The 20,756-nt window shown below is 65.7% G+C and carries 24 protein-coding genes and 1 tRNA gene; 14 read left to right on the top strand and 11 right to left on the bottom strand.

Annotated elements, in window-relative coordinates; genetic code table 11:
• Positions 1-172 precede the first annotated feature (172 nt).
• Positions 173-598: an organic hydroperoxide resistance protein gene (locus RCF13_RS18975; RefSeq protein ID WP_061478828.1), complete on the bottom strand. Its 426-nt coding sequence runs from the start codon at positions 596-598 to the stop codon at positions 173-175.
• Between the two features lie 111 nt (positions 599-709).
• Complete coding sequence (locus RCF13_RS18970; protein ID WP_134968605.1) at positions 710-1,690, bottom strand: cation transporter; 981 nt, start codon at positions 1,688-1,690, stop codon at positions 710-712.
• Positions 1,691-1,898: 208 nt separating this feature from the next.
• Between RCF13_RS18970 and RCF13_RS18965 the strand changes: the two genes are divergently transcribed.
• The 7 genes from RCF13_RS18965 to RCF13_RS18935 all read left to right on the top strand — a co-directional run bounded on the left by RCF13_RS18965 (position 1,899) and on the right by RCF13_RS18935 (position 9,389).
• A complete protein-coding gene (locus RCF13_RS18965) occupies positions 1,899-3,353 on the top strand; it encodes a SulP family inorganic anion transporter (RefSeq protein WP_134968604.1) in 1,455 nt (484 codons plus the stop codon).
• 155 nt (positions 3,354-3,508) lie between these two features.
• Positions 3,509-4,102 carry a lysozyme inhibitor LprI family protein gene (locus RCF13_RS18960; RefSeq protein ID WP_134968603.1) on the top strand — a complete coding sequence of 198 codons (594 nt, stop codon included), beginning with the start codon at positions 3,509-3,511 and terminating at the stop codon, positions 4,100-4,102.
• Between the two features lie 25 nt (positions 4,103-4,127).
• Positions 4,128-5,468, top strand: coding sequence for an XVIPCD domain-containing protein (locus RCF13_RS18955; protein WP_231352475.1), 1,341 nt, complete (start codon positions 4,128-4,130; stop codon positions 5,466-5,468).
• Between the two features lie 94 nt (positions 5,469-5,562).
• Positions 5,563-6,594 carry a tRNA dihydrouridine(20/20a) synthase DusA gene (dusA, locus tag RCF13_RS18950; protein WP_134969358.1) on the top strand — a complete coding sequence of 344 codons (1,032 nt, stop codon included), beginning with the start codon at positions 5,563-5,565 and terminating at the stop codon, positions 6,592-6,594.
• Positions 6,595-6,807: 213 nt separating this feature from the next.
• Positions 6,808-7,182: a hypothetical protein gene (locus tag RCF13_RS18945; RefSeq protein ID WP_005420623.1), complete on the top strand. Its 375-nt coding sequence runs from the start codon at positions 6,808-6,810 to the stop codon at positions 7,180-7,182.
• A gap of 73 nt (positions 7,183-7,255) precedes the next feature.
• Positions 7,256-7,939, top strand: a complete 684-nt coding sequence (locus RCF13_RS18940; protein WP_004136763.1) for a response regulator transcription factor — start codon at positions 7,256-7,258, stop codon at positions 7,937-7,939.
• A 25-nt stretch (positions 7,940-7,964) separates the two neighbouring features.
• Complete coding sequence (locus RCF13_RS18935) at positions 7,965-9,389, top strand: sensor histidine kinase (RefSeq protein WP_053498753.1); 1,425 nt, start codon at positions 7,965-7,967, stop codon at positions 9,387-9,389.
• Positions 9,390-9,425: 36 nt separating this feature from the next.
• Here the strand turns inward: RCF13_RS18935 and RCF13_RS18930 are convergent, their stop codons facing one another.
• Together RCF13_RS18930 and RCF13_RS18925 are read right to left on the bottom strand one after the other, a co-directional pair.
• On the bottom strand, positions 9,426-10,217 hold the full coding sequence (locus RCF13_RS18930) for a M90 family metallopeptidase (RefSeq protein WP_181357928.1): 792 nt from the start codon (positions 10,215-10,217) through the stop codon (positions 9,426-9,428).
• Positions 10,184-10,468, bottom strand: a complete 285-nt coding sequence (locus RCF13_RS18925; protein ID WP_049412595.1) for a hypothetical protein — start codon at positions 10,466-10,468, stop codon at positions 10,184-10,186. The genes RCF13_RS18930 and RCF13_RS18925 overlap by 34 nt, the downstream gene beginning before the upstream one ends.
• Before the next feature lie 144 nt (positions 10,469-10,612).
• Between RCF13_RS18925 and birA the strand changes: the two genes are divergently transcribed.
• From birA to RCF13_RS18905, 4 genes are all read left to right on the top strand, one after another.
• A complete protein-coding gene (gene birA / locus RCF13_RS18920) occupies positions 10,613-11,581 on the top strand; it encodes a bifunctional biotin--[acetyl-CoA-carboxylase] ligase/biotin operon repressor BirA (RefSeq protein WP_061478836.1) in 969 nt (322 codons plus the stop codon).
• Complete coding sequence (locus tag RCF13_RS18915; protein ID WP_061478782.1) at positions 11,578-12,309, top strand: type III pantothenate kinase; 732 nt, start codon at positions 11,578-11,580, stop codon at positions 12,307-12,309. The genes birA and RCF13_RS18915 overlap by 4 nt, the downstream gene beginning before the upstream one ends.
• A gap of 9 nt (positions 12,310-12,318) precedes the next feature.
• On the top strand, positions 12,319-13,167 hold the full coding sequence (locus RCF13_RS18910) for an SPOR domain-containing protein (RefSeq protein WP_231352477.1): 849 nt from the start codon (positions 12,319-12,321) through the stop codon (positions 13,165-13,167).
• A 197-nt stretch (positions 13,168-13,364) separates the two neighbouring features.
• A tRNA-Thr gene (locus RCF13_RS18905) sits at positions 13,365-13,440 on the top strand.
• Between the two features lie 15 nt (positions 13,441-13,455).
• Here the strand turns inward: RCF13_RS18905 and RCF13_RS18900 are convergent.
• On the bottom strand, positions 13,456-14,157 hold the full coding sequence (locus RCF13_RS18900) for a hypothetical protein (protein WP_308141447.1): 702 nt from the start codon (positions 14,155-14,157) through the stop codon (positions 13,456-13,458).
• A gap of 67 nt (positions 14,158-14,224) precedes the next feature.
• Positions 14,225-14,512, bottom strand: a complete 288-nt coding sequence (locus RCF13_RS18895) for a helix-turn-helix transcriptional regulator (RefSeq protein WP_134969117.1) — start codon at positions 14,510-14,512, stop codon at positions 14,225-14,227.
• 68 nt (positions 14,513-14,580) lie between these two features.
• Between RCF13_RS18895 and RCF13_RS18890 the strand changes: the two genes are divergently transcribed.
• Entirely contained in the window at positions 14,581-15,042 is a 462-nt protein-coding gene (locus RCF13_RS18890; protein WP_134969118.1) for a hypothetical protein, read from the top strand.
• Positions 15,043-15,083: 41 nt separating this feature from the next.
• On the opposite strand, the gene RCF13_RS18885 is transcribed toward RCF13_RS18890, so the two are convergent.
• Both RCF13_RS18885 and RCF13_RS18880 read right to left on the bottom strand, forming a co-directional pair.
• A complete protein-coding gene (locus tag RCF13_RS18885; RefSeq protein WP_134969119.1) occupies positions 15,084-15,581 on the bottom strand; it encodes a hypothetical protein in 498 nt (165 codons plus the stop codon).
• Position 15,582: 1 nt separating this feature from the next.
• Positions 15,583-16,527 (bottom strand): hypothetical protein, encoded by a 945-nt coding sequence (locus RCF13_RS18880; protein WP_134969120.1) that lies wholly within the window; start codon positions 16,525-16,527, stop codon positions 15,583-15,585.
• A gap of 586 nt (positions 16,528-17,113) precedes the next feature.
• On the opposite strand from RCF13_RS18880, the gene RCF13_RS18875 reads away from it, so the two are divergent.
• Together RCF13_RS18875 and RCF13_RS18870 are read left to right on the top strand one after the other, a co-directional pair.
• A complete protein-coding gene (locus RCF13_RS18875) occupies positions 17,114-17,284 on the top strand; it encodes a hypothetical protein (RefSeq protein ID WP_231352478.1) in 171 nt (56 codons plus the stop codon).
• On the top strand, positions 17,277-17,522 hold the full coding sequence (locus tag RCF13_RS18870; protein ID WP_134969121.1) for a hypothetical protein: 246 nt from the start codon (positions 17,277-17,279) through the stop codon (positions 17,520-17,522). Before RCF13_RS18875 ends, RCF13_RS18870 begins: the two co-directional genes overlap by 8 nt.
• 36 nt (positions 17,523-17,558) lie before the next feature.
• On the opposite strand, the gene RCF13_RS18865 is transcribed toward RCF13_RS18870, so the two are convergent.
• From RCF13_RS18865 to RCF13_RS18855, 3 genes are all read right to left on the bottom strand, one after another.
• Entirely contained in the window at positions 17,559-17,873 is a 315-nt protein-coding gene (locus RCF13_RS18865; protein WP_134969122.1) for a hypothetical protein, read from the bottom strand.
• 216 nt (positions 17,874-18,089) lie between these two features.
• On the bottom strand, positions 18,090-19,316 hold the full coding sequence (locus tag RCF13_RS18860) for an integrase arm-type DNA-binding domain-containing protein (RefSeq protein WP_308141446.1): 1,227 nt from the start codon (positions 19,314-19,316) through the stop codon (positions 18,090-18,092).
• A 299-nt stretch (positions 19,317-19,615) separates the two neighbouring features.
• On the bottom strand, positions 19,616-20,740 hold the full coding sequence (locus RCF13_RS18855; RefSeq protein ID WP_134969123.1) for an XVIPCD domain-containing protein: 1,125 nt from the start codon (positions 20,738-20,740) through the stop codon (positions 19,616-19,618).
• Positions 20,741-20,756 lie beyond the last annotated feature (16 nt).

The following is a 20,756-nucleotide window of genomic DNA, read 5'->3' as shown; positions in this document are numbered from 1 at the left end:
CAACAAGGGGGCTCTCCTCCAGAAGGATGGATGCGCGCCGTAGCGAATGCGTCCCCGGCCGCGTGCCGGGGACCACCCGAGGTGGGATGGGCGGATGTTCGGTTTCGACCGGCATCCGCCCATTTTTTGCACCGCGCGCGGGTAGTGCCGGCCGTTGGCCGGCAGCACCGCATCAGGCAACGATCAGCGTTACATCAATATTGCCGCGGGTGGCGTTGGAGTACGGGCACACGACGTGTGCCTTCTGCACCAGTTCTTCCACCTGCTCGCGCGGCACGCCCGGCACGTTGATGGTCAGCTCGGCCTCGATGCCGAAACCGGTCGGGATCTGGCCGATGCCGACCTTGCCGGTGACGGTGGTGTCGGCCGGCAGCGCGACCTTGGCCTGGCCGGCGACGAACTTCAGCGCGCCCAAGAAGCAGGCCGAGTAGCCGGCGGCGAACAGTTGTTCCGGGTTGGTGCCTGGGCCGCCGGCGCCGCCCAGCTCGCGGGGGGTCGACAGCTGGATGTCCAGCACGTTGTCGGAGGAGACGGAACGGCCTTCGCGGCCGCCGGTAGAGGTGGCCTGGGCGGTGTACAGAACCTTTTCGATGGACATCGGGATGCTCCTGGTCAGTGGGTGGGTGTTGCGTTGGAGCCTACTTTGCCCGCTTTCCGCGTACGTTGGGTTGCAACGCGTACGAAAAACTTGATCGATCGTCCTGCCGGCCTAGATCGTCCACTCGCGGTCGGTGGTGAACATGATGGTCAGCCAGCGGTCCGGCGAGGCCTCGCCCAGGGCTTCGCCGATCTCTTCGCGCAGCCGGTCCCATTCCACCAAGGGCCGCGGCGGGTCGTCTTCCGGCACCACAAAGAACAGCTCGATCTGCTCGCCACGCCCCACCTGCGCGACGTAGCTGCGGTGCTCAACGAAGCCGTGCCTGGCCACGATCGCGCGTGCCACCGCATCCACATGCGCCTGCAGTTCCGGCGGGGTGACCAGCAGGATGCCGGCCAGCGCCCGGCGCACGGTGCCGAGCGGGGCGATCATCACCAGCACGCAGACGAAGGCGAGGATGGCCGGGTCGATGTACGGCCCGACCCAGGCCCAGGACGTGCCCTGCACCAGCACGCCGCCGAGGAAGGCCAGCAGGTAGCAGGCCGACATGCTGGCCGCGATCACCCAGTTTTTCGCATCCAGTGCGATGAACTCCGAGCCGATGCGGCGGTTGGCGCGCAGCACGAACCAGGCCAGCGCACCTTCGCCGACGATCGACAACCCGGCGAAGGCGATGGCCGGACCGAGCGCGATGTGGCGGCCGCCGGACATCAGCGCGTCGACCGCATTGACCAGCGCATACAGCGCAGCGCCGATCATCAGCGTGCCGCTCACCCCCAGCACGATCGGCTCCAGGTGCCAGAAGCCCATGGTGAAGCGCTGGTTGAGCCGCGACTGCAGCGCGTCGGTGCTGGTGGACAGTGCGATCAGCCGCGCGACCAGCAGTGACAGCCAGGTCATCACCACATCGATCAGGCCGTAGATGCCGTCGAAGATGATCAGCGAGGAATTGGCCAGCAGGCCGAACACTACCGCTGCCGCGGCCAGCAGCAGTGAGCCTGCGATGGACAGGCGCAGCACGCCTTGTTCGGTGGCGGGATCGAAGAACTGTGCGTGGTCGGTGGCCATGGCGCGATTGTAGAGCGGAGCCATGCTCCGCTGCCGTTGCGGACTGTCGACGCTATCCCTTGGCAGCCCTGTGCCGTAGACTGCGTCCCTCCCACGTACCGATTCCCGCCTGCAGTGATCACGCCACCCTGACCCTTGCCGCATCTCGGCAGCCGGCCCGCCCGGCTCAGGAACCCGCGTATTTCCACTGCAGCGCCATGCGGCCACGCCCGCGTGCGCGCGGAGTTTTTCCATGCAAACGTCCTACCCCCTGCGCCAGCAATGGCTCGGCAACATCCGTGGTGATCTGCTGTCCGGCATGGTCGTCGCCCTGGCCCTGATTCCCGAGGCCATCGCCTTCTCGCTCATCGCCGGCGTCGACCCCAAGGTCGGCCTGTACGCCGCGTTTTCCATCGCGATGGTCACCGCCATCGCTGGCGGCCGGCCGGGCATGATCTCCGCCGCCACCGGTGCAATGGCGCTGGTGATGGTCGACCTGGTCAAGGACCATGGCCTGCAGTACCTGTTCGCCGCCAGCATCCTGGCCGGCCTGCTGCAGGTGCTGGCCGGTGTGTTCAAGCTTGGGTCGCTGATGCGATTCGTCTCGCGCTCGGTCATCACCGGCTTCGTCAACGCGCTGGCGATCCTGATCTTCCTGGCGCAGATGCCGGAACTGATCGGCCGCGGTCCCACCGTCTACGTGCTGTGTGCCGCCGCACTGGCGATCATCTACCTGCTGCCGCGCCTCACCCGCGCTGTGCCTTCGCCGCTGGTGGCAATCGTCGTGCTCACCGCCGTAGTGATCGGCTTTGGCGTGGACGTGCGCAGTGTTGGTGACATGGGCCAGCTGCCGGACAGCCTGCCGCAGTTCCTCATCCCCGATGTACCGCTCAGCTGGGAAACGCTGCGCATCCTGCTGCCGGTGTCGGCCACGCTGGCCGTGGTCGGCTTGCTCGAATCGATGATGACCCTGCAGATCGTCGAGGACATCACCGAGACGCCCAGCGAGCGCAACCGCGAATGCGTCGGCCAGGGCGTGGCCAACACGGTCACCGGGTTCCTCGGCGGCATGGCCGGCTGCGCGATGATCGGCCAGTCGGTCATCAACGTGACGTCTGGTGGCCGCGGCCGCCTGTCCTGCCTGGTGGCCGGCGTGCTGCTGCTGGTGCTGGTGGTGTACGGCAGCGACCTGGTGCGGCAGATCCCGATGGCTGCGCTGGTGGCGGTGATGATCATGGTCAGCATCGGCACTTTCAGTTGGCGCTCGCTGCGTGACCTGCGCACGCATCCGCGCAGTTCCTCGGCCGTGATGTTGCTGACCGTGGTGGTCACCGTGGCCACCCACGACCTGGCCAAGGGCGTGCTCAGTGGCGTGCTGCTGTCGGCGCTGTTCTTCGCCCGCAAGGTCGGCCGCATGCTGGAGGTGCAGCGCGAGGATGCCGGAGACACGCAGGTCTACCGCGTACGCGGGCAGGTGTTCTTTGCGTCTGCCGGCCAGCTGGGCGCGGCGTTTGACTACCAGCACGTCGCGCCGAAGGTGCAGATCGACCTGCGTGACGCCCACCTGTGGGACCTGACCGCAGTGGCCGCGCTGGAACGTGCGCAGGAAAAGCTGGCCGCGCATGGGGCGGAGGTGGTGGTGGTGGGCCTCAATGTGGCTAGCCAGACGCTGATCGAACAGGTGGGCGGGCGCGCGGGCGGGCATTGAGGCTTACGCATCCTGCTTCTGCGACGAGGTGCACGCATTCTGAATCCGGTCAGGCATCTGAAATCCACGCTCGCGTAGCATGCGTTTCCTGATGGGGCCGATGGACGGCCCCGCGTTGACGGGCCACGCGCCTGGATGCCAAGGAGATGCAAGCAATGCAGGGAATAAACCACCTTCCAGCGGCCCCCCGTGAAACGTTCGGCAAGGCTGGGGCCATCGCCCTTGCGCTGGCCTTTGGCCTCAGCCTGGCGGCATGCCAGGCCAAGAGCCCGGAGGCGGATACGGCAGCTGCCCCCGCGGCCGCCGCGCCGGCCACTGCATCGCTGCCCGCCACTGCAGAGCCTGCACGTGCCGCACCTGCCACGACGGTGGCCGATGCCGATGACCAGGACATGCCGCCGCAGCGCCCGGATGATTCCTACAACAAGGCGACGTTGCGGCCGCAGTATGCTGCATGCGTGAGATCCAGCGGCGGCGAGACATCGGCACTGCAGGCGTGTGGTGATGACGAGCTTGCTTGGCAGGAGCAGCGGCTCGAGCAGGCTTTCATGAAGATCGTTGACGGCCCCGATGGCAAGGACAAGGACAGGCTGATGGACGAGCAGGCTGCCTACATGTCCGATACCAATCGCTACTGCAGCTGGAACCCTGCCGAAGACGGGCAGGGGCAGATGCTGGACGCGCAGTCCTGCCGGATCAATCGCACCGCCAACCGTGCCGATGTGCTGCAGGCACTGACCTCAAAGTAAATCCCCCGCAAAGGAGTGCAGGAAGATGGATGTTGTGACCCAGGCAAAGCAGGCAATGGACAGCTGGCATCGCGGCCAGACGTCGGCGCATTTCGAAACCGGAGGTCGTGGCCCCGGCCACGTTTCCACCGGCAGGGGCGACCATGGTGGCGTGTCGTATGGCAGTTACCAGTACGCCACCAACGTTGGCGGCGTGGACGAATACGTCGCCGCCTCGCGCTATGGCAACCGCTTCAACGGCCTGCAGGCAGGAACCCCGGCCTTCACCGAACGCTGGAAGGAAGTGGCGGCGGCCGATCCGGCAGGGTTTGCCAGGGACCAGCACGACTTCATCCAGCACCAGTACTACGACGTGCAGATGGGCCGCCTGAAGGATGTAGGCATTGATCTTTCCGGCCGTGGTCCGGCCGTGCAGGACGCGCTGTGGAGCACCTCGGTGCAGTACCGCGGCATGACACGTTCGGTGTTCCAGAAGGGTCTCCAGCAAGCCTACAGCGAAGACTTCAAGCTGGCTGAGCTGAGTGACGAGCAGATTGTCCGCGCGGTGCAGGACTACAAGCACGCCAACGTGCAGTCGCACTTCCAGAGCTCGCCCACCCTGTGGGATTCGCTGCGTGATCGTGCGCTCACCGAGAAGAACGCGCTGGTCGGGCTGGCGCGCTACGACCAGGTCAACCAAAACCCCGAGGCTTACCGGGGCAAGGATTACCAGCAAGCGTTCGGTGAACCTGAGCCGGGCCAGCGCGGGCAGCGCGCGGCCGCATCGGCGATGGCCGACGGCGTGCTGGCACCCGGCGAGCACGGTACCGAGGTCCAGGCCCTGCAGGCCAAGCAGTTCCAGGCCAACAACGGCCTGGACGACGATGGCAAGGCAGGCCGCAAGACCCTGGCGCAGGTCGATGCCCCCAACGCGGTCAAGGCCGGTACCCCGCCGGCGGCACCGGCCCGGGCCGAGCCCGCAGAGCCGGCCAGCATGCGCGACCCCGGGCACGCCGACAACGCGCGCTTCGGCCAGGCGCTGGGCAAGCTGCAGGCGCTGGAGCAGCAGCGTGCCCAGGCCGGCCTGAAGCCACTGTTCGCCAACCCGCAGGAGGTTGAGCGGGCGGCCGGCCAGCTGGCGTACGAAAGCAAGGTGTCCGGGATGCGCCAGATCGACCACGTCGTGGCCCGCCCCGACGGCACCGGTCTGTTTGCGGTGCAGGGCGAGCTGGGCGACCCGGCGGCGCAGCGGACCTTCGTCGACCGCCAGCAGGCGGTATCGCACTCGGTCGAGGCCAGCAGCCGGCAAAGCGAAGCGCTGGACAGCCAGTTCAACCAGCGTGCGCAGGAGCAGCAGCAGGAACAGGTGCGCAACCGCGGGTTGTAAGCCACGCGGCGACCCCGGGGCCGGTCGAGCGGCCAGTCCCGGCGCCACCCGCCGCCGTTCAGCCGTCCGGTGTAAACTATTGATCTCACTGGCAATGCCAGTCTCCCCGATCAACACCCCGATGACGTCCGCCACCGCCCGTTACGCCGATTCCCTGCGCCTGTCCGTGGCCCCCATGATGGACTGGACCGACCGCCATTGCCGCGTGTTCCACCGCGTGCTGGCGCCGGGTGTGCGCCTGTACACGGAAATGGTGCACGCCAATGCGGTCATCCACGGCGATCGCGAGCGCCTGCTCGGCTTCGACCGCAGCGAGCAGCCGCTGGCGCTGCAGCTGGGTGGCAGTGATCCGGCCCTGCTGGCGCAGGCCGCACGCATCGCTGCCGAGTGGGGCTACGACGAGGTCAACCTCAACTGCGGCTGCCCATCCGACCGCGTGCAGGCCGGCCGCTTCGGCGCCTGCCTGATGCGCGAGCCGGCGCTGGTGGCCGACTGCGTGGCGGCGATGGTCGACGCGATCGAGATCCCGGTGACGGTGAAGTGCCGCCTGGGCGTGGACGAGGACAACGACTATGACGTGTTCGCCGCCTTCGTCGACCGCCAGGTCGCCGCCGGTGCGGCGATGGTGGTGGTGCATGCGCGCAATGCCTGGCTGAAGGGCCTGTCGCCGAAGGAGAACCGCGAGGTTCCGCCGCTGAAGTACGACTGGGCCTACCGTCTGAAGCAGGAGCGCCCGGCGCTGCCGGTGGTGCTCAATGGCGGCCTGGCCACCATCGAGGCGGTGCAGGCGCAGGCCGCGCACGTCGATGGCGTGATGCTGGGCCGCGCGGCCTACCACGACCCCTACCTGCTGCATCAGCTGGAGGCGCTGCAGACCGGCGCCCCGCTTCAGGCCCGCGGCGACCTGCTGCGCACGCTGCGTCCCTACGTGGAAGCGCGCCTGGGCGAAGGCCTGGCGCTGAAGCACATCACCCGCCATCTGCTCGGCCTGTTCCACGGCCAGCCCGGTGGCCGCGCGTTCCGCCAGGTGCTGAGCGAGGGCGCACACCGCCCGGGCGCCGACTGGAGCCTGGTCGAGCAGGCGCTGTCGGTCACCGAGCGCGAAGCCGATCGCGCTGCAGCGTGACCGCAGTCACATTCCTGACTTGACAAGGGACGGCGATTCGTTCCGAATGTTCACCTAGCTGAACATCGCAGGGCTGCGACCGGAAAAGTTCAGACCGGATTCACTGCCCCAAACCAAGAATTTGCAAAGGATTTGTAAAGCGCCGGGTCCCGAACCCGGCATCCGGATTTACGACTTTTGAACGAATCGCCGTGCTCGGCTAGGATCGCATCGATGTCTTCCGCTCCCTTCCATTGCCGCATTGCCCTGGCCACCTGCGTGGTGCTGTCGGCTGCGCCGCTGTCTTCGGCGCTGGCGCAACAGCCGCCGCGCGGCGAGCAGGCACGGGCGGAAATGATGGATCGGGGAGAGCGCGGCAACCGTGGCGACGAGCGTTCGCTGTCCGATGCCGTGCGCCGCGTGCAGCGCAGCACCGGCGGCCACATCCTCGGCGCCGAGCGCGTGCCGTTCGATGGTCGTGATATCAACCGGGTGAAGTACATGGACGACCGGGGCCGGGTCCGCTACATGGACGACCCTGCCCCGTCGCGTTCACAGCCGCGCACGCCGCGGTCGGATATGTCATCACTACGCGGCGATAACCCCTGAACAGGGATAGTCGTCGCTATCAACCCGTACCCCACAGGCCTCCGGGCCACACCCAGGACACTAGGGAGAGTTCATGCGTATCCTTCTGGTCGAAGACGAAGCCCCGCTGCGTGAGACCCTGGCAGCCCGGCTCAAGCGCGAAGGCTTTGCCGTCGATGCTGCGCAGGACGGCGAGGAAGGCCTCTACATGGGGCGCGAAGTTCCGTTCGATGTCGGCATCATCGACCTCGGCCTGCCCAAGATGTCGGGCATGGAGCTGATCAAGGCCCTGCGTGACGAAGGCAAGAAGTTCCCGGTACTGATCCTGACCGCGCGTTCGAGCTGGCAGGACAAGGTCGAGGGCCTGAAGCAGGGCGCCGACGATTACCTGGTCAAGCCGTTCCACGTCGAAGAGCTGCTGGCCCGCGTCAACGCGCTGCTGCGCCGCGCCGCCGGCTGGAGCAAGCCGACCCTGGAATGCGGCCCGGTCGCTCTGGACCTTGCTGCCCAGACGGTCAGCGTGGCCGGCAGCAATGTCGACCTGACCAGCTACGAGTACAAGGTGCTGGAGTACCTGATGATGCATGCCGGTGAACTGGTCTCCAAGGCCGACCTCACCGAACACATCTACCAGCAGGACTTCGACCGCGACTCCAACGTGCTGGAGGTCTTCATCGGCCGCCTGCGCAAGAAGCTGGACCCGGATGGCGAACTGAAGCCGATCGAGACCGTGCGCGGTCGCGGCTACCGTTTCGCGATCCCGCGCAACGAGGGCTGAGCCGGCTCACCCTGGCGATAACACGATGTCCGGCCGTCTGTGGTTCTTCCGACGCTGGCGGCCGCGCTCACTGCAGGCGCGCCAGATGCTCGCCGCGTCCGTGGGCCTGGTCGCGTTCCTGGCGCTGGCAGGCTACGCGCTCGACGCCGCCTTCGCCGATACGGCGAAGGCGAACCTGCGTGAGCGCCTGAAGAACTACGCCACCTCCTACGCGGCCGGCATCGACTTCACCCGCGACCGCTCGCTGTACATCCGCGAGCAGCCGCCGGATTCGCGCTTCGACGTACCCGGCAGTGGCCTGTACCTGCAGGTGGTGATGCCGCACGGCAAGGGCAATTCGATGTCCGCCGAAGGCCCGATGCTGCCCACCGTGGGCGGCGGCCTGCTGGCACCGCGCCAGGAAGTGTTCGAAGGCCCGCTGCCGATGATCCAGATCGATGGCAGCCAGGGCTCGGTGTACCGCTATGGCCTGGGCCTGGTGTGGGGCGCCGACGCCGACCCCGCCACTGAATTCCCCTACACCATCTATGTGATGGAAGACTCGCGCGCGCTGGGTGCGCAGCTGCGCGTGTTCCGTGGCCGCGTCTGGTTCTACCTGGGCGGCATCGGCCTGATCCTGCTGCTGCTGCAGACCGTCATCCTGCAGTGGAGCCTGCGCCCGCTGCGCCGCGTGATCACCGAGCTGACCAAGGTGCAGCGCGGCGAGACCGAGCGCATGAGCGAGCGCCACCCGCGCGAGCTGGAACCGCTGACCGACAGCATCAACGCCTTCATCGAAAGCGAGCGCGAGAACCTCGAGCGCCAGCGCAATACCCTTGCCGATCTGGCGCACAGCCTGAAAACGCCAATCGCGGTACTGCGCACGCAGATGGACAGCGGCGCCGGAGACGGTGCGCTGCGCGAAGAACTGGACGTGCAGCTGCAGCGCATGAACAACCTGGTTTCGTACCAGTTGGCACGCGCGGCCTCGTCGGGCCACAAGCTGTTCTCCGCGCCGCTGCCGATCGAGTCCAACGCCGAGGAAATCGTGCGTGGCCTGGAAAAGGTCTACGCCGCCAAGGGCGTGCTGTGCGAATTCGATATCGACCCGGCCGCGCGCTTCCACGGCGAACCGGGTGACCTGCAGGAACTGCTCGGCAACCTGCTGGAGAACGCCTTCAAGTGGGCCAACCGCCGCGTGCTGTTGACCGCGCAGCCGCTGCCGGCGCCGAACGCGCGCCGTGCCGGCCTGCTGCTGGCGGTGGACGACGATGGCCCGGGCATCGCCCCGGATGACATCGGCAAGGTGCTGCAGCGTGGCGTGCGTGGCGACGAGCGCGTGCAGGGCCACGGCATCGGCCTGTCGATCGTGCAGGACCTGATCAAGGACTACCGCGGCGAACTGACCGTGGGCCGTTCGGCCGAACTGGGTGGCGCCCGCTTCGAAGTGCGCTTGCCGCCGGGGCCGTAAACCTCGTTGATCGGTAGTGCCGGCCAGCGGCCGGCACTACGGCATTTCGATCTTCGGCGGCTCGCCGTAGAACCGCCGCAGCTGCGCGGCCACTTCCGGCAACGCCTGCTGCAGCAGATCCGGTGCCGAGAAGTGGTACTCGCTGGCCACCGCGAAGAACTCCTCCGGCGCCTCGGCCGCATACGGATCGATCAGCGTCTCTTCGCCTGCGTCCACCTGCGCACAGAAGGCATCGTAGGCGCGCTGGAACGTGGCCGCCCACTCGCGCTGCCATTGCCGCGGCAGCGGCGGTGTGCCGTCCATTGCACCATCCAGCGCATCGAGCTTGTGCACCATCTCATGCACCGCCACGCAGTAGCCGTCGTGCGGCGCGGCCAGGTCGGCCTGCACATCGGCCCAGGACAGGATCAACGGACCACTGTCCCACGACTCGCCGATCAGCTCGTCATCCCACTCGTGCAACACGCCGGCCGCATCCATGTGGCTGCGGTGCACGCGGAACGCATCCGGGTAGACGATCAGCTGCGACCAGCCTTCCAGCCCCACTTCGCCGAATTCCAGCAGCGGCAGGCAGCACAGTGCGGCCAACAGCACGCCATCGCCAGCCTGCAGTTGCAGTTCACCGACAGGGGTAATGGCCTTCTCATGCAGGAAGCGCGTGGCCAGCACGTGCAGTCGCGCGCGGCGTTCGTCGTCCAGGCCGTGCAGCCAGGCCGCACGGCGGCAGGCGTCTTCCCAAAGCGCATCGTCGATCGGCCGCGGCGAGGGCCGCAGCCACTGCAGCAACGACTTGATCAGCGGAACATTCCCGGCAGGTAGCTGTGCCACTTCGGCGCACGGATGCGCTGCAGCACGTCGTCGTCGCTGCCGCCGCCCCCGGTGCTGGTGGCACTGCCGGCCGCAGGGCGTACCGGTGCCGGCTTGGTGGTCGCAGCCGAGGCGGTCGCGGTCGGCGCGCGCTGCGAGGCGGCATCACCGTTGGAGGACACGCAGGCGCCCCGGCTGTCGTCCAGCGCTGCCGTTGCAGACGCCGCGAAGGGCATCATCAGCAGGATCAGGCAATGGGCATAACGGCGCATTGACGACATCCACGTTAAGGGAGGGTGAGTTCCCGATTCTAGCCCGAACCCGGCGCCCCGTTGGAAGCCCCGGCGGAACCCAGCGTGGCAGGCGTCGCTGGCGGCTTTCCCGCATAATTCCTTCCTGACTTCGTGGAAGCTGCCGTGGACGATCGCCAATTGCTGGCCAAACTCGCTGCCGGTCGCCTGTCCGGCGACGCCCTGGCCCGAGAGCTGGGCCAGACCCGGGCGGCTGTTTGGAAGCGTATTCAAGGGCTTAGGGCCGCAGGTGTGGACATCGAGGGCCGTGCTGGCGAGGGCTATGGCCTGACCCGCCCGGTCGACCTGCTGGACCCGGTGGCGATCCGCGCCGGCCTGCCCGCCGATGCCCAGGCCCTGCTGCACGACCTGCAGGTGGCCTGGACGGTGGACTCCACCAACGCTGAATTGCTGCGGTGCAGCGCGCCCCAGCGCGGGGTCAGCGTGCTGCTGGCCGAACGCCAGACCGGTGGCCGCGGCCGTCGTGGCCGCACCTGGGCCTCGCCGTTGGCCGCGCATATCTACCTGTCGGTGATGCGCCTGTACTCCGGCGGCCTGGGCCGCCTGGCCGGGTTGAGCCTGGTGGCCGGCATCGCCGTGGCCGAAGCGCTGCACGATCTGGGCTACACCCAGGCGCAGTTGAAGTGGCCGAACGACCTGATCGTCGATGGCAAGCGCAAGCTGGTCGGCCTGCTTGCCGAGGGCGGTGGCGAATACGCCGGCCCGGCGCGCGCGGTGATCGGCATCGGCATCAACACCCACATGCCGCCGTCGTTCGGCGAGCAGATCACCCAGCCGTGGGTGGACCTGGACACGTTGGCCGGCAAGCCGGTGGACCGCAATGGGGTGGTTGCTGCCGTGCTGGCGCGTCTGCTGCCGGCGCTGGAAGAATTCGATCGCGAAGGCCTCGCTCCGTTCCTGCCGCGCTACGCTGCGTTCGACATGCTGGCCGGCCGCGAAGTGCGCGTGGAACTGGACGGGCAGTGGCAGCACGGTACTGCGCTTGGCTTGGCCGATGACGGCGCATTGCGCGTGCGCATCGATGGCCAGGAACGCCTGCTGCACGCCGGCGAAGTCAGCGTGAGGGCGGCATGAGCGATTGGTTGTTCGACCTTGGCAACTCGCGCTTCAAGTTCGCGCCGTTGCAGGGTGACCGTGCCGGTGACGTGCAGGCCTGGGCGCATGGCGCCGAAGGCATGGCCGGGCAGCCGCCGCACAGCCTGCCCAGCGGCCGCACCGCGTTCGTGGCCAGCGTGGCGGCACCGTCGCTGACCAGCGCGATGCTGGACCAGCTGCAGCGCCGCTTCGAGCATGTGCATGTAGTGCGCACCAGCGCCGAATGCGCCGGCGTGCGCATTGCCTATGCCAGACCGGAAAAGTTCGGCGTCGACCGCTTCCTGGCCCTGCTGGCCGCGGCCAAGGCGCAGCGCCCGGTGCTGGTGGTCGGCGTGGGCACCGCACTGACGATTGATCTGCTCGATGCCGACGGCCAGCACCACGGTGGCCGCATCTCCGCATCGCCCACCACCATGCGCGAAGCACTGCATGCCCGTGCCGTGCAGCTGCCCGCGACCGGTGGCGGCTACAGCGAGTTCGCCAACGACACCGCCGACGCGCTGGCCTCCGGCTGCGATGGCGCTGCGGTGGCGCTGATTGAACGCAGCGCACAGCACGCGCACACGCTGCTGGGCGTGGCACCGTCGCTGCTGGTGCACGGTGGCGGCGCACCGGCGCTGATGCCGTTGCTGCCCGCTGCCGATTACCACCCCTCGCTGGTGCTGGATGGCATCGCCCGCTGGGCGGTGCACCAGCCCGCGCGCTAGTATCCGCGCATGCTGACCCGTGCCCTGATCGTCGTACTGGCCATTCTCAATCTCGGTGTCGCCTGCTGGTGGCTGCTGCGCGATGCGCCACAGAAGCCTGCGCCGCCACCGCAACCCGCTGGCGTGGCCGAGCTGCGCTGGGTGCCCGGTGGCGTGGATGCCAATGCCGCAGCCGAGGCCACTGCCACCGCCCCGACCGCACCGTTGATGGAGCGCGAACCGGCGGCGAAGACCGCGGTGGCTGCGACGCCCGCGCCCGTTGCGCCGGCAAAGCCGGAGATCGCCAGGCCGCAGACGGCTGACGCTGCGCCGGTTGCTGACGCTGCCAAGCCGGGAACACCGCCTGTACCCGTTCCGGCACCGGAGAAGCCCGTCACCCCGCCCGCGGCCGCCGAGCCGCCGCGGTGCGTCGCGCTGGGCCCGTTCGCCGACCGTGCCGCCGCGACCAGCGCGCAGGGCAAGGCCGGCACGCTGCTCAGCCAGGTGCGCCTGCGCGAACAGCCCGCTGCCAGCGGCAGCGCCCGTTACCGGGTGCTGCTGCCGGCCGCCGCCAACCGCGACGAGGCACAGGCCACCGTGAAGCGCATCGTCGCCGCCGGTCTGAGCGACTACTACATCATCAGCCAGGGCGAGGAGGCCAACGCCGTGGCGCTGGGCCAGTACCGCAACCGCGAAGGCGCCGAGCGGCGCATGGCGGCGGTGCAGGCTGCCGGGTTCCAGCCGCGCCTGGTGACCAGCGGCGACGCCGGCCAGTGGTGGCTGGAAGGGCAGCTGGCGGCAGGCACGCAGCGGGCCCAGGCCCAGCAGCGCAGCGGGGCAGCACAGAGCCGGTCGCTGGAATGCGCAAGGTTGCGCTAGAATCCCCGGACCGCGGCCCTGCCGCCGGTGATCCACCCATGCCGCTTTAGCTTAGTTGGTAGAGCAACTGTCTTGTAACTCGGACGCGGTTGTTGTGGCGGCAGGCAGGAAGGCTAAGCGCGGTAAGGCTTTAGGCCCGCCAGCGCGTAGACTGTGGGGCAAGCCGGACACGGTTTGAGCAAGAGAAGTACGACATCGCCGCTTTAGCTCAGTCGGTAGAGCAACTGATTTGTAATCAGTAGGTCGTCCGTTCGATTCGGACAAGCGGCACCAAACTCGGGCGGACCGTCAGTTCTCCCAGATCACCTCATAGCCTAAGTACTCGCTTAGAACGCCTCGGATCATGACGGCTTCTGCTCCAATGGCCATGTACCTGTACCGGCCTTCTTGGACGGTGATCCAGCCCATTGAATACGCTTCGTCTGCGATCAATAGGCGTTGCATAGCCCTGCTTCCCACCTCAGGCCACACCGAACTATCTGGCGGGGTCTCAAAGTGTTCGCGTTGAGCTTCTGAAAGAGTCGGGAGAGGCAAGATCGAGAGGTGGCTGGGAGCACTCAATTGAGGTTCGTTGAGCTCATAGGCCGCATGGCACCGCGCCAACTTCAAAACGACCTGTCGGACTCTGGCCTCATCAGGCATCCACACTAGCGGTGCATCTTCCCCAGGCTCCGTCTGGATCTTGGACGTCTCGATCAACCGTCTAAGCTTGCTATTTCGCCGTAAGGCTTTTGCGATCTTCTCGCGTCCGAGCGATGCAGGTTCAGTCGTTCCGCAAATGACACATTCAACGAAGCAAGCCAAGTACTCTTCATCGGAGGACAGCTGGTTGTTGCATTCGGTGCAACTGGGCAGCGTGGGGCGAGTAGGAGGGTACGGAATGTCTAAGAACACTTTTGAAGGCGCGTGATCCAGCGATTCCGTTGAACCCCCACAGTGGACGCAAAAACCTGTCTGGCGAATGTCACCAAAGCTGGAAAGCTTTTGCATTTTGTCGGTCCGAGGTGACTTTTATCCAGATGGTGCTTCAAGTAAGTCGGACCTGCCATCCCCGTAGTCAGCGCCCCTTCGCGCTGCTCTTTCTGGACTTCGGTTCCAGCTTGGCCGCGCGTTGCTCCAGGTACTCGCCCAGCAGGCCGAGCGGCGGCACGCCGAGTGCCTCGGCGAACTCGACCAGTTCAACGGCGTCGATGCGCCGCTCCCCACGCTCGCACTTGGACACGAAGGTTTGCGTGTTCCCCAGCCGCTCGGCCAAGTCGATCTGCGACACGCCCGCCCGCTTGCGGGCCGCCTTCAGCACGGTCAGCAGTAGCTGGTAGTCGGGGTTGTGGGTCGATTGGGTCACCGCACGCTAGAGTCCGTATTGGATTAGTCCAAAATAGACTATTTACTAGAGTTGCTTAGGGGGAGTGCATGAAGCGAATAGGGGTTCTTCTGGTCGTCCTGGTGGTCCTAGCTTGGGTCGGATCGAAGCTGGTGCCGCGCAGCGAGCCCGCTGTCGTCGCCGCGCCCGCAGCAGTGGTCGAGGCGCCGCAGAAGCAGGCCCAGCAGCCAGAGGCAACGAAGGCCGAGCCGGAACGACCCATGACGGCCGCGGAGAAGAAGGCGCAGCAGGAGAAATGGTTCGGCGGCGAGACGATCGTGGCGGCAGAGCGCGCGGTGAGGGGCGAGCTGAAGGACCCGGACGCCGCGCAGTTTCGGGACGTGCGCGCCAACTACACAGAGGAGTTCGGCGTGGTCGCCTGCGGTCGGGTCAACGCCAAGAACGAGTTCGGCGGGTACACAGGCTTCCGGCGCTTCGTGTCCGGCGGCAAGAGCGTGATCCTTGAGGGTCGAGACAACGTAGCCGACGCATGGGTTGAGGCGTGCCTGTAGCACTTCCACCGAACGGGAGGCGCCTTGCGCCTCCCGAATCATCACTCGGACTTCTGGCCGTTACGCCTCGACTCCACAAGCTCATCGAAGCGCGCTAGCTGTAGATTGAGCAATCGGCTCGGAAGCATTAGTGAGTACATGAACGCGAAGGCCGCGAAGCCGAGATAAAGCGCTTCCAGGCAGGTGACCAGTCGTCCGTCCGGCTCGCGTTTGGCCACGATGGTCGTCAGAAAGACCAACGCAAGCACAATCAAGTAGGAGATGAAAAGCCACTTGTGGCGTACGAGCCGCTGGTAGACGTTGCTCCGCCTGACAGCGTCCGAACGCCACGTGCGTCCTCGATACAGGCCGGGCTCGCCCAAAAGAGTCATCACTGTGATGAGAAAGCCGGCCAGGATCGAGAATACGTTGACGATGACGCCGCGGGCTTCGTCGTTGCCGTGGACGAACGGCTGTCCATACCAGCCGATCACCGCCGAAACGGCGGTGATCGCGGCAAACAGCCCGATTCGGCTCCAGTCAACTTCGAGGCGACGCACGTCATTGCTCCAGCAGGTTCCCCTGCGTTATCTGGTCAAAGTAGGTTCCCATCGCACCCCATACGCTGGTGTGACTGACGGAATTGTCTTTCGTTTCCACCTTCACGCCTGTCTGAAGGCGGATTTCTCCGGAAGTGATGCGCTCATTTTTCTGGGTGACGATCGTGAACTCGCTTACAGGCGTCTCGGTGTCGTCATCAAGTACCGTCTCCGCGAGATCCTCGATAAAGTCCTGAGAGCTCTGGATCGCACGGGTGTTGCCGTCCAGCTTGACCTCAACATTCACGATGAGGTCCTCCAGCGCCTTCTGTTTGGTCAGCGACTGGTCCTTGCCTACTAGCGCGCCGAGCTCATCGCCGAGGGTGCCGAGAGACTTCGCGATCCAGCTTGTACGGCGCGCCTTTGGCAAGCTCAGATCGAAGGCGCCCACGGCCAATTGGATGGACTTGACGCCGTGATCCTGGATCAGTTGCAGCTTGTCCAAGTTGCTGGCAGGAACAAGATCGAAGCCGCTGGACTCGTCGTGAAGTTCTGCTTCCCTGAAAAGCTGGGACAAATACAGAGACGCTTTGCTCTTGCTGATGCCGTGTCCGCAGTACAGGACGTGGTGATCCTTCAGGAACAAGAAGCAGTCCCCGTCCTTGAATTCCTTGCCTTTCGGAGGCGGTTGGGCGCCTTCGTCGTCTTCGGCGGTGGTCGCTTTGGGTTGGAGCGTTGATGCCTGCACGCCAGGAACATATCGCGTGAGGTGCATCAGCGTACGCCCGTTAGAATTGCTGAAGTGCTGAATCCGCACCACGTCGCCGCCTCCGAGCTCGATCTCGGTTGCATCGCAGGTGCTCTTCTTCTTGCGCGCCTTTTTCGCGATCGACTGAAGGTCAAAAGGCTGGTCGTCGCGTCTGGCGCGCAGGTAGTAGACCGTCTTGGTGGTCTGGTCTGCTGGCATTGTCCATTTCCCCCTGTGTTGGCATTCCTGAATGGATATTCAGGGGCGGGAGGTCCGAAGTCAAAAGTCTGCTCTTGCTGCGTCGCAGCGATTAAGACTGCACAGGCTCGCCAAGCAGCCCGTGTCGCGTCCGGGGCCGCGTGGCCTGATACCGAGCAGCCCGGACCGAGCAGGAAGCCCCAGGCTCACCGGGGACCCCGGATACAACGTTGGTGTCGACGCGCGAGCCATCTGGGTACAGTGTGGTTAATCGGGCTGCTGACCAGACTAGCCCGAGGATCGTCGGCAATGGCTATGGCGATCAGAAGTGCTTTCGGTGGCAAGAACAGCCGAGGCCAGCCCAGCATGACGAACTGAGCAGCCCATCCCTGCGACGCACAGCAGGCCCAGTCCCCCGGCGGCATTCCGCCTCCGTGGGAACTTGGAGATGGAGCACGCCTGTGACTACCCCCGAACCCGAGAAGCTCACCCCCGAAGAGCTGGCCGAACTGCACGCCCTCCCCGATGAGGCGATGGTCAAGCCCGAGGAGGCCGCCGCGAGGAGCGACCGCTCACCGTCAGGAAGCACAGCGACAGGCTCCTAGAAGTGCTGCTCAAGTTCCGATACGGCGAGCAGATGGCCGACCGGCTGAGCGTGAAGGTCGAGGACACGGGCCTTTCGGCCAACGCCCTGCTGGCAATGCCCGCCGACGAGCGTGCTCAGTTGGTGGCGCTGCTCTCCAAGTACAACGCGAGTAAGGAGCAGGACGATGAGTGAGAACCTGACTGTGGCCGAGGCGCTGCACAAGGCCACGCAGATCGACGCCATGCTGAGCGCGATCCAAGGCACGGCGCCAGACGCGGTCCAGGCGATGGGCGGGCGCGACGCCCTGGCCCGTCGCAGCGAGATGACCTGCATCGGCCCGGTGCCGCGCCTAGACGCCGAGACTTGGGAGCGAATGTCGCAGGAGTACGAGGGCCGGCGCGAGCATGGCAGCGTCAACCGGGGGAACTAAAGGGCACCTACAAGTTTTGTCGGTGCCCTTGGCGCATCAGAGACTCGCCAAATCGAAATCAGCGGCGGCCGCGCACTTCTTCAAGCTGCCAAGATAAAGCGGCAAGCTGGACGACTTCTCATGCAGGATACGAGCGTACTCGTTCTTCGCAATGTGGTCGGTGGCCTTACGGCTGATCTCCGCGCCCTCATTGAACTCATTGAGATGAATATGGTCTCGGCCGATGTAGATCCCCGCGATGAGTTGCTCCTGCACTTCCGCGGGCAGATTACTCAAGAACCGCTTGGCTTCTTCTTCGGATTTCGGTTGTGCTTGTTCGAGTTGCTTGATTGCATCGTGAATCGTCGTCATTGCATGCGCCCCCTGTGGGTGTTTGTTGAAGTGACGCAGTCGGGGCGGCTTGGGTGCTTTTCAAGGGCGTCCAACAACTGACTACCCATCGAAAGGCGGGGCGAGCCTAAGCCACTGAATCGCAAGCCCCAGTGACGGCGGCACCTTCGAGGGAAACACGTCCGGGAAACGATGGCGTTCGCGGCCAGCGCACCCCGACACATTGAACGCATCCGGTCAGCGCATTGGCGCGCAGACCACCCCGAGGCCGGGGATGCGCTCGTGACAGGCGACCGGAGGACCACAACCCACCGGAGCACACGAGCAATGAAGATCGAACTCAGCGACACCCCTCTCCTCAGCACTCAGCAGATCGGCGAGCTCGCCTCGACCCTGGACCTGCTGCACAGGCGCACCCTCGCCGCGATCGAGCGGCTGAACAAGGACATCGCGACCCGCAAGCAGCAGATCGCCGCGCGCTGGAAGAGCGCCCCCGGCATCGGCATGGCCGGTGAGGTCGCCCAGCTCGTGCTGCTGGACCTCCGCCACCCGGCCCGACGCCGAGTCGGCGGGGAACAGGTAGGGTGTCTTGCGCCTCACGCTGTCGGCCTCGGCCTCGCGGTGGGCGAGCAGGTCGGCGAGCGCCGTCGACAGGGGCAGGTCGAACTTCTTGGACGAGCCGCCCTTCGGGTTCGGGACGTGCAGGTGCCCGTCGCCGAGGTCCGCGCGCCTCGCCTCACACGAGGCCGTCCGGCGCATCCCCGACAGCAGCATGAACAATTGGAGGTCGCGGCGTGCCGGGTTGCCCAGCGACAGCACCGCCTTTCCCCATGCCTTTAGCTTGTCCGGGCTGGCGTCGACCTCGCGCCGTCGCATGCCGTTCATATCCACGTTGCCCACCGGGTTCGGCGGCAGGTCGGGGAACTGGCGCAGGGCGCGGTTGTAGACCGAGCGCAGGACCCGCATGGTGTTGTCGCCCGAGGTGGCGCCGCTCCTCTCGGTGATCCGGCGGTGGCGCTCGCGCACGCCCTGACGGTCTGCGCCGATCTCGGCCAGCGGCCTGTCCAGCCAGTCCTTGAGGTAGTAGGTGACGTGGTACTCGTAGCCGCTGCGGGTCTTGTCGGCCAGCCGCCGGGAGTTCAGGTGCAGGTCCAGCCCCTCCCGCAGGGTGATCCCGCGCGCTCGGGCTCTGCGGCGCTCCTCGTTCGGGTTGGTGCCGCCCCGCATGCCGACCAAGGTCTGCCGTGCGGCGTCCCGGGCCTGCTTGGCGTCCATCGCGGGGTGGTCGCCCAGCTTGGTCCTGACCTGACGCCCGTTGACGAGGGACTGGACGTAGAAGCTGCGCTTGGTGGGGGTAACGATGAGGTAGAACCCCCTCATCTCGGTGTCGGCGTACAGGACCGACTTGCCCGGCTCGGGCCGGGGTACCCTCTCGACGAGGGACTGGGTGATCTTCGACTTCATGTTGGCTCCGGGTAACGGGGCCACGGCTCGGACACGGTTTCGCACCACAAGGTGCCGTGTTCAGACGCGCCGTTTGTGCCCCTGAAGCCTCATTAAGTCGCGGTTTTTCCTCGGTGTAAGCGGCCCCGGACCATCCGATTTCAAATCATGGCAAGCTATCCGCGTGCCGACTTGTAAACAGTAGGTCATCCGTTCGATTCGGATAAGCGGCACCATCCCCGTGAGTCAGCGCCTCTTTGCGCTGCTCCAGGTACTCGCCCAGTGGTTCGAAAGGCGGTACACCCGGTGCCTCGGCAGTCTTACCTTGAGAATGATGGTCCGTCCTGCGCATGGACCTGCTGCGCTGGCTGCTGTTCAAGATTTGCTGCCAATGAATCAGCGCGATGAAGTGACTCCGCTTCAGGCGCGCGAAGCGCGTCCATCGTATTCATGGTTCCACGGCGTTGGGCAGGATCGTCCATCGCTCCCTCGACGATGAATACTCTCTCGCCACGTGCAAGGGACTCTGTCGGGTTGTTCACTACGACGTGGTCAACTCTTGAAAGCCCTTGCTCCTTCGCGAGCACCAGCAAACTCGCGGACATGCGTTGGCTCGACTCATCCCACTGCTTCCCGCTCTCGGCATCCAGGCGTTCCACACCCGCTCTTATCTGCATGTAGAGCGAACGATCGGCATCGTCGAGTTCAGCGACTGAGAAAGCTGTTCGCTGCATTGAGGGTGAGTTGACATTGGCGGCGGTGACTCTTTCCTCGACCGCAGTGCGCTCGGCGTCAAATGCTGGCTCGGGCCTGCGTCGACGTTGCATGGGCGCTATGTGCTGGTCATAGTGCGCGCCATAATAAAGCTCGTACGTCGCATGAGGGCCAACCGACGGAGCCTCCGTCTTGAACACGTCAGCGATCTGACTTAGTGCTTGGTTACGGTTGATCTGCCCTGCCTCGAGTTTCGCCGCAATGGCTCCATACTGCTGGGGGCGATCGCCTGTGCCCGACACGCCAATGTTCGGTCCTCCGGCTGCGGTGATTTCACGCTGGACCTGGACATTGCTGAGCGTGGCAGCTGCTTCTCCTCGCAGCGAGGTGTTCACAAAGGACTGCTTAGACGCTCGATCTGGTTGCTCGGTGAAGAGGTGATGCCCAACTTCATGAGAAAGAGAACGTGCGATTCTGGAGCCTTGCCCGATGGCGTTCTCGTCAATGACGATCTTCACACCGGGAACAAGATAGGTGCCGCCACCGGCTGGCCCCCATTCGACACTCAGGTTGTCGTGATCAGCTTGTGCAAGACCCGCTCGAAGTGTTGGGGATTTGGTCAGAAGCGGTACCAGCGAAGGATCAACCAAAGGCGAAGCAGGACGACGTGTGGCCCCTGGTCGGCCACTCTCCTGCGGCAGTGACAGTGCAAGTTCTTCAGCACGCTCCATGGTGCGGCTCCTTCGC

The organism is Stenotrophomonas maltophilia group sp. RNC7 (assembly GCF_030910085.1).
In the GTDB taxonomy this organism is placed as follows: domain Bacteria; phylum Pseudomonadota; class Gammaproteobacteria; order Xanthomonadales; family Xanthomonadaceae; genus Stenotrophomonas; species Stenotrophomonas sepilia.
This window is presented reverse-complemented; position numbering and strand designations above follow the sequence as displayed.

What these genes read in the sequence shown, in the direction of transcription:
- RCF13_RS18880 (WP_134969120.1), bottom strand. Translation starts at nt 16,527, where the DNA reads ATGCCAGCAGACCAGACCACCAAGACGGTCTACTACCTGCGCGCCAGA.
- RCF13_RS18970 (WP_134968605.1), bottom strand. Translation starts at nt 1,690, where the DNA reads ATGGCTCCGCTCTACAATCGCGCCATGGCCACCGACCACGCACAGTTC.
- RCF13_RS18865 (WP_134969122.1), bottom strand. Translation starts at nt 17,873, where the DNA reads ATGACGACGATTCACGATGCAATCAAGCAACTCGAACAAGCACAACCG.
- RCF13_RS18955 (WP_231352475.1), top strand. Translation starts at nt 4,128, where the DNA reads ATGGATGTTGTGACCCAGGCAAAGCAGGCAATGGACAGCTGGCATCGC.
- RCF13_RS18890 (WP_134969118.1), top strand. Translation starts at nt 14,581, where the DNA reads ATGAAGCGAATAGGGGTTCTTCTGGTCGTCCTGGTGGTCCTAGCTTGG.
- RCF13_RS18965 (WP_134968604.1), top strand. Translation starts at nt 1,899, where the DNA reads ATGCAAACGTCCTACCCCCTGCGCCAGCAATGGCTCGGCAACATCCGT.
- RCF13_RS18870 (WP_134969121.1), top strand. Translation starts at nt 17,277, where the DNA reads ATGAGTGAGAACCTGACTGTGGCCGAGGCGCTGCACAAGGCCACGCAG.
- RCF13_RS18900 (WP_308141447.1), bottom strand. Translation starts at nt 14,157, where the DNA reads ATGCAAAAGCTTTCCAGCTTTGGTGACATTCGCCAGACAGGTTTTTGC.
- RCF13_RS18925 (WP_049412595.1), bottom strand. Translation starts at nt 10,468, where the DNA reads ATGCGCCGTTATGCCCATTGCCTGATCCTGCTGATGATGCCCTTCGCG.
- RCF13_RS18915 (WP_061478782.1), top strand. Translation starts at nt 11,578, where the DNA reads ATGAGCGATTGGTTGTTCGACCTTGGCAACTCGCGCTTCAAGTTCGCG.
- RCF13_RS18940 (WP_004136763.1), top strand. Translation starts at nt 7,256, where the DNA reads ATGCGTATCCTTCTGGTCGAAGACGAAGCCCCGCTGCGTGAGACCCTG.
- RCF13_RS18975 (WP_061478828.1), bottom strand. Translation starts at nt 598, where the DNA reads ATGTCCATCGAAAAGGTTCTGTACACCGCCCAGGCCACCTCTACCGGC.
- RCF13_RS18945 (WP_005420623.1), top strand. Translation starts at nt 6,808, where the DNA reads ATGTCTTCCGCTCCCTTCCATTGCCGCATTGCCCTGGCCACCTGCGTG.
- RCF13_RS18860 (WP_308141446.1), bottom strand. Translation starts at nt 19,316, where the DNA reads ATGAAGTCGAAGATCACCCAGTCCCTCGTCGAGAGGGTACCCCGGCCC.
- RCF13_RS18910 (WP_231352477.1), top strand. Translation starts at nt 12,319, where the DNA reads ATGCTGACCCGTGCCCTGATCGTCGTACTGGCCATTCTCAATCTCGGT.
- RCF13_RS18960 (WP_134968603.1), top strand. Translation starts at nt 3,509, where the DNA reads ATGCAGGGAATAAACCACCTTCCAGCGGCCCCCCGTGAAACGTTCGGC.
- RCF13_RS18855 (WP_134969123.1), bottom strand. Translation starts at nt 20,740, where the DNA reads ATGGAGCGTGCTGAAGAACTTGCACTGTCACTGCCGCAGGAGAGTGGC.
- RCF13_RS18935 (WP_053498753.1), top strand. Translation starts at nt 7,965, where the DNA reads ATGTCCGGCCGTCTGTGGTTCTTCCGACGCTGGCGGCCGCGCTCACTG.
- dusA (WP_134969358.1), top strand. Translation starts at nt 5,563, where the DNA reads ATGCCAGTCTCCCCGATCAACACCCCGATGACGTCCGCCACCGCCCGT.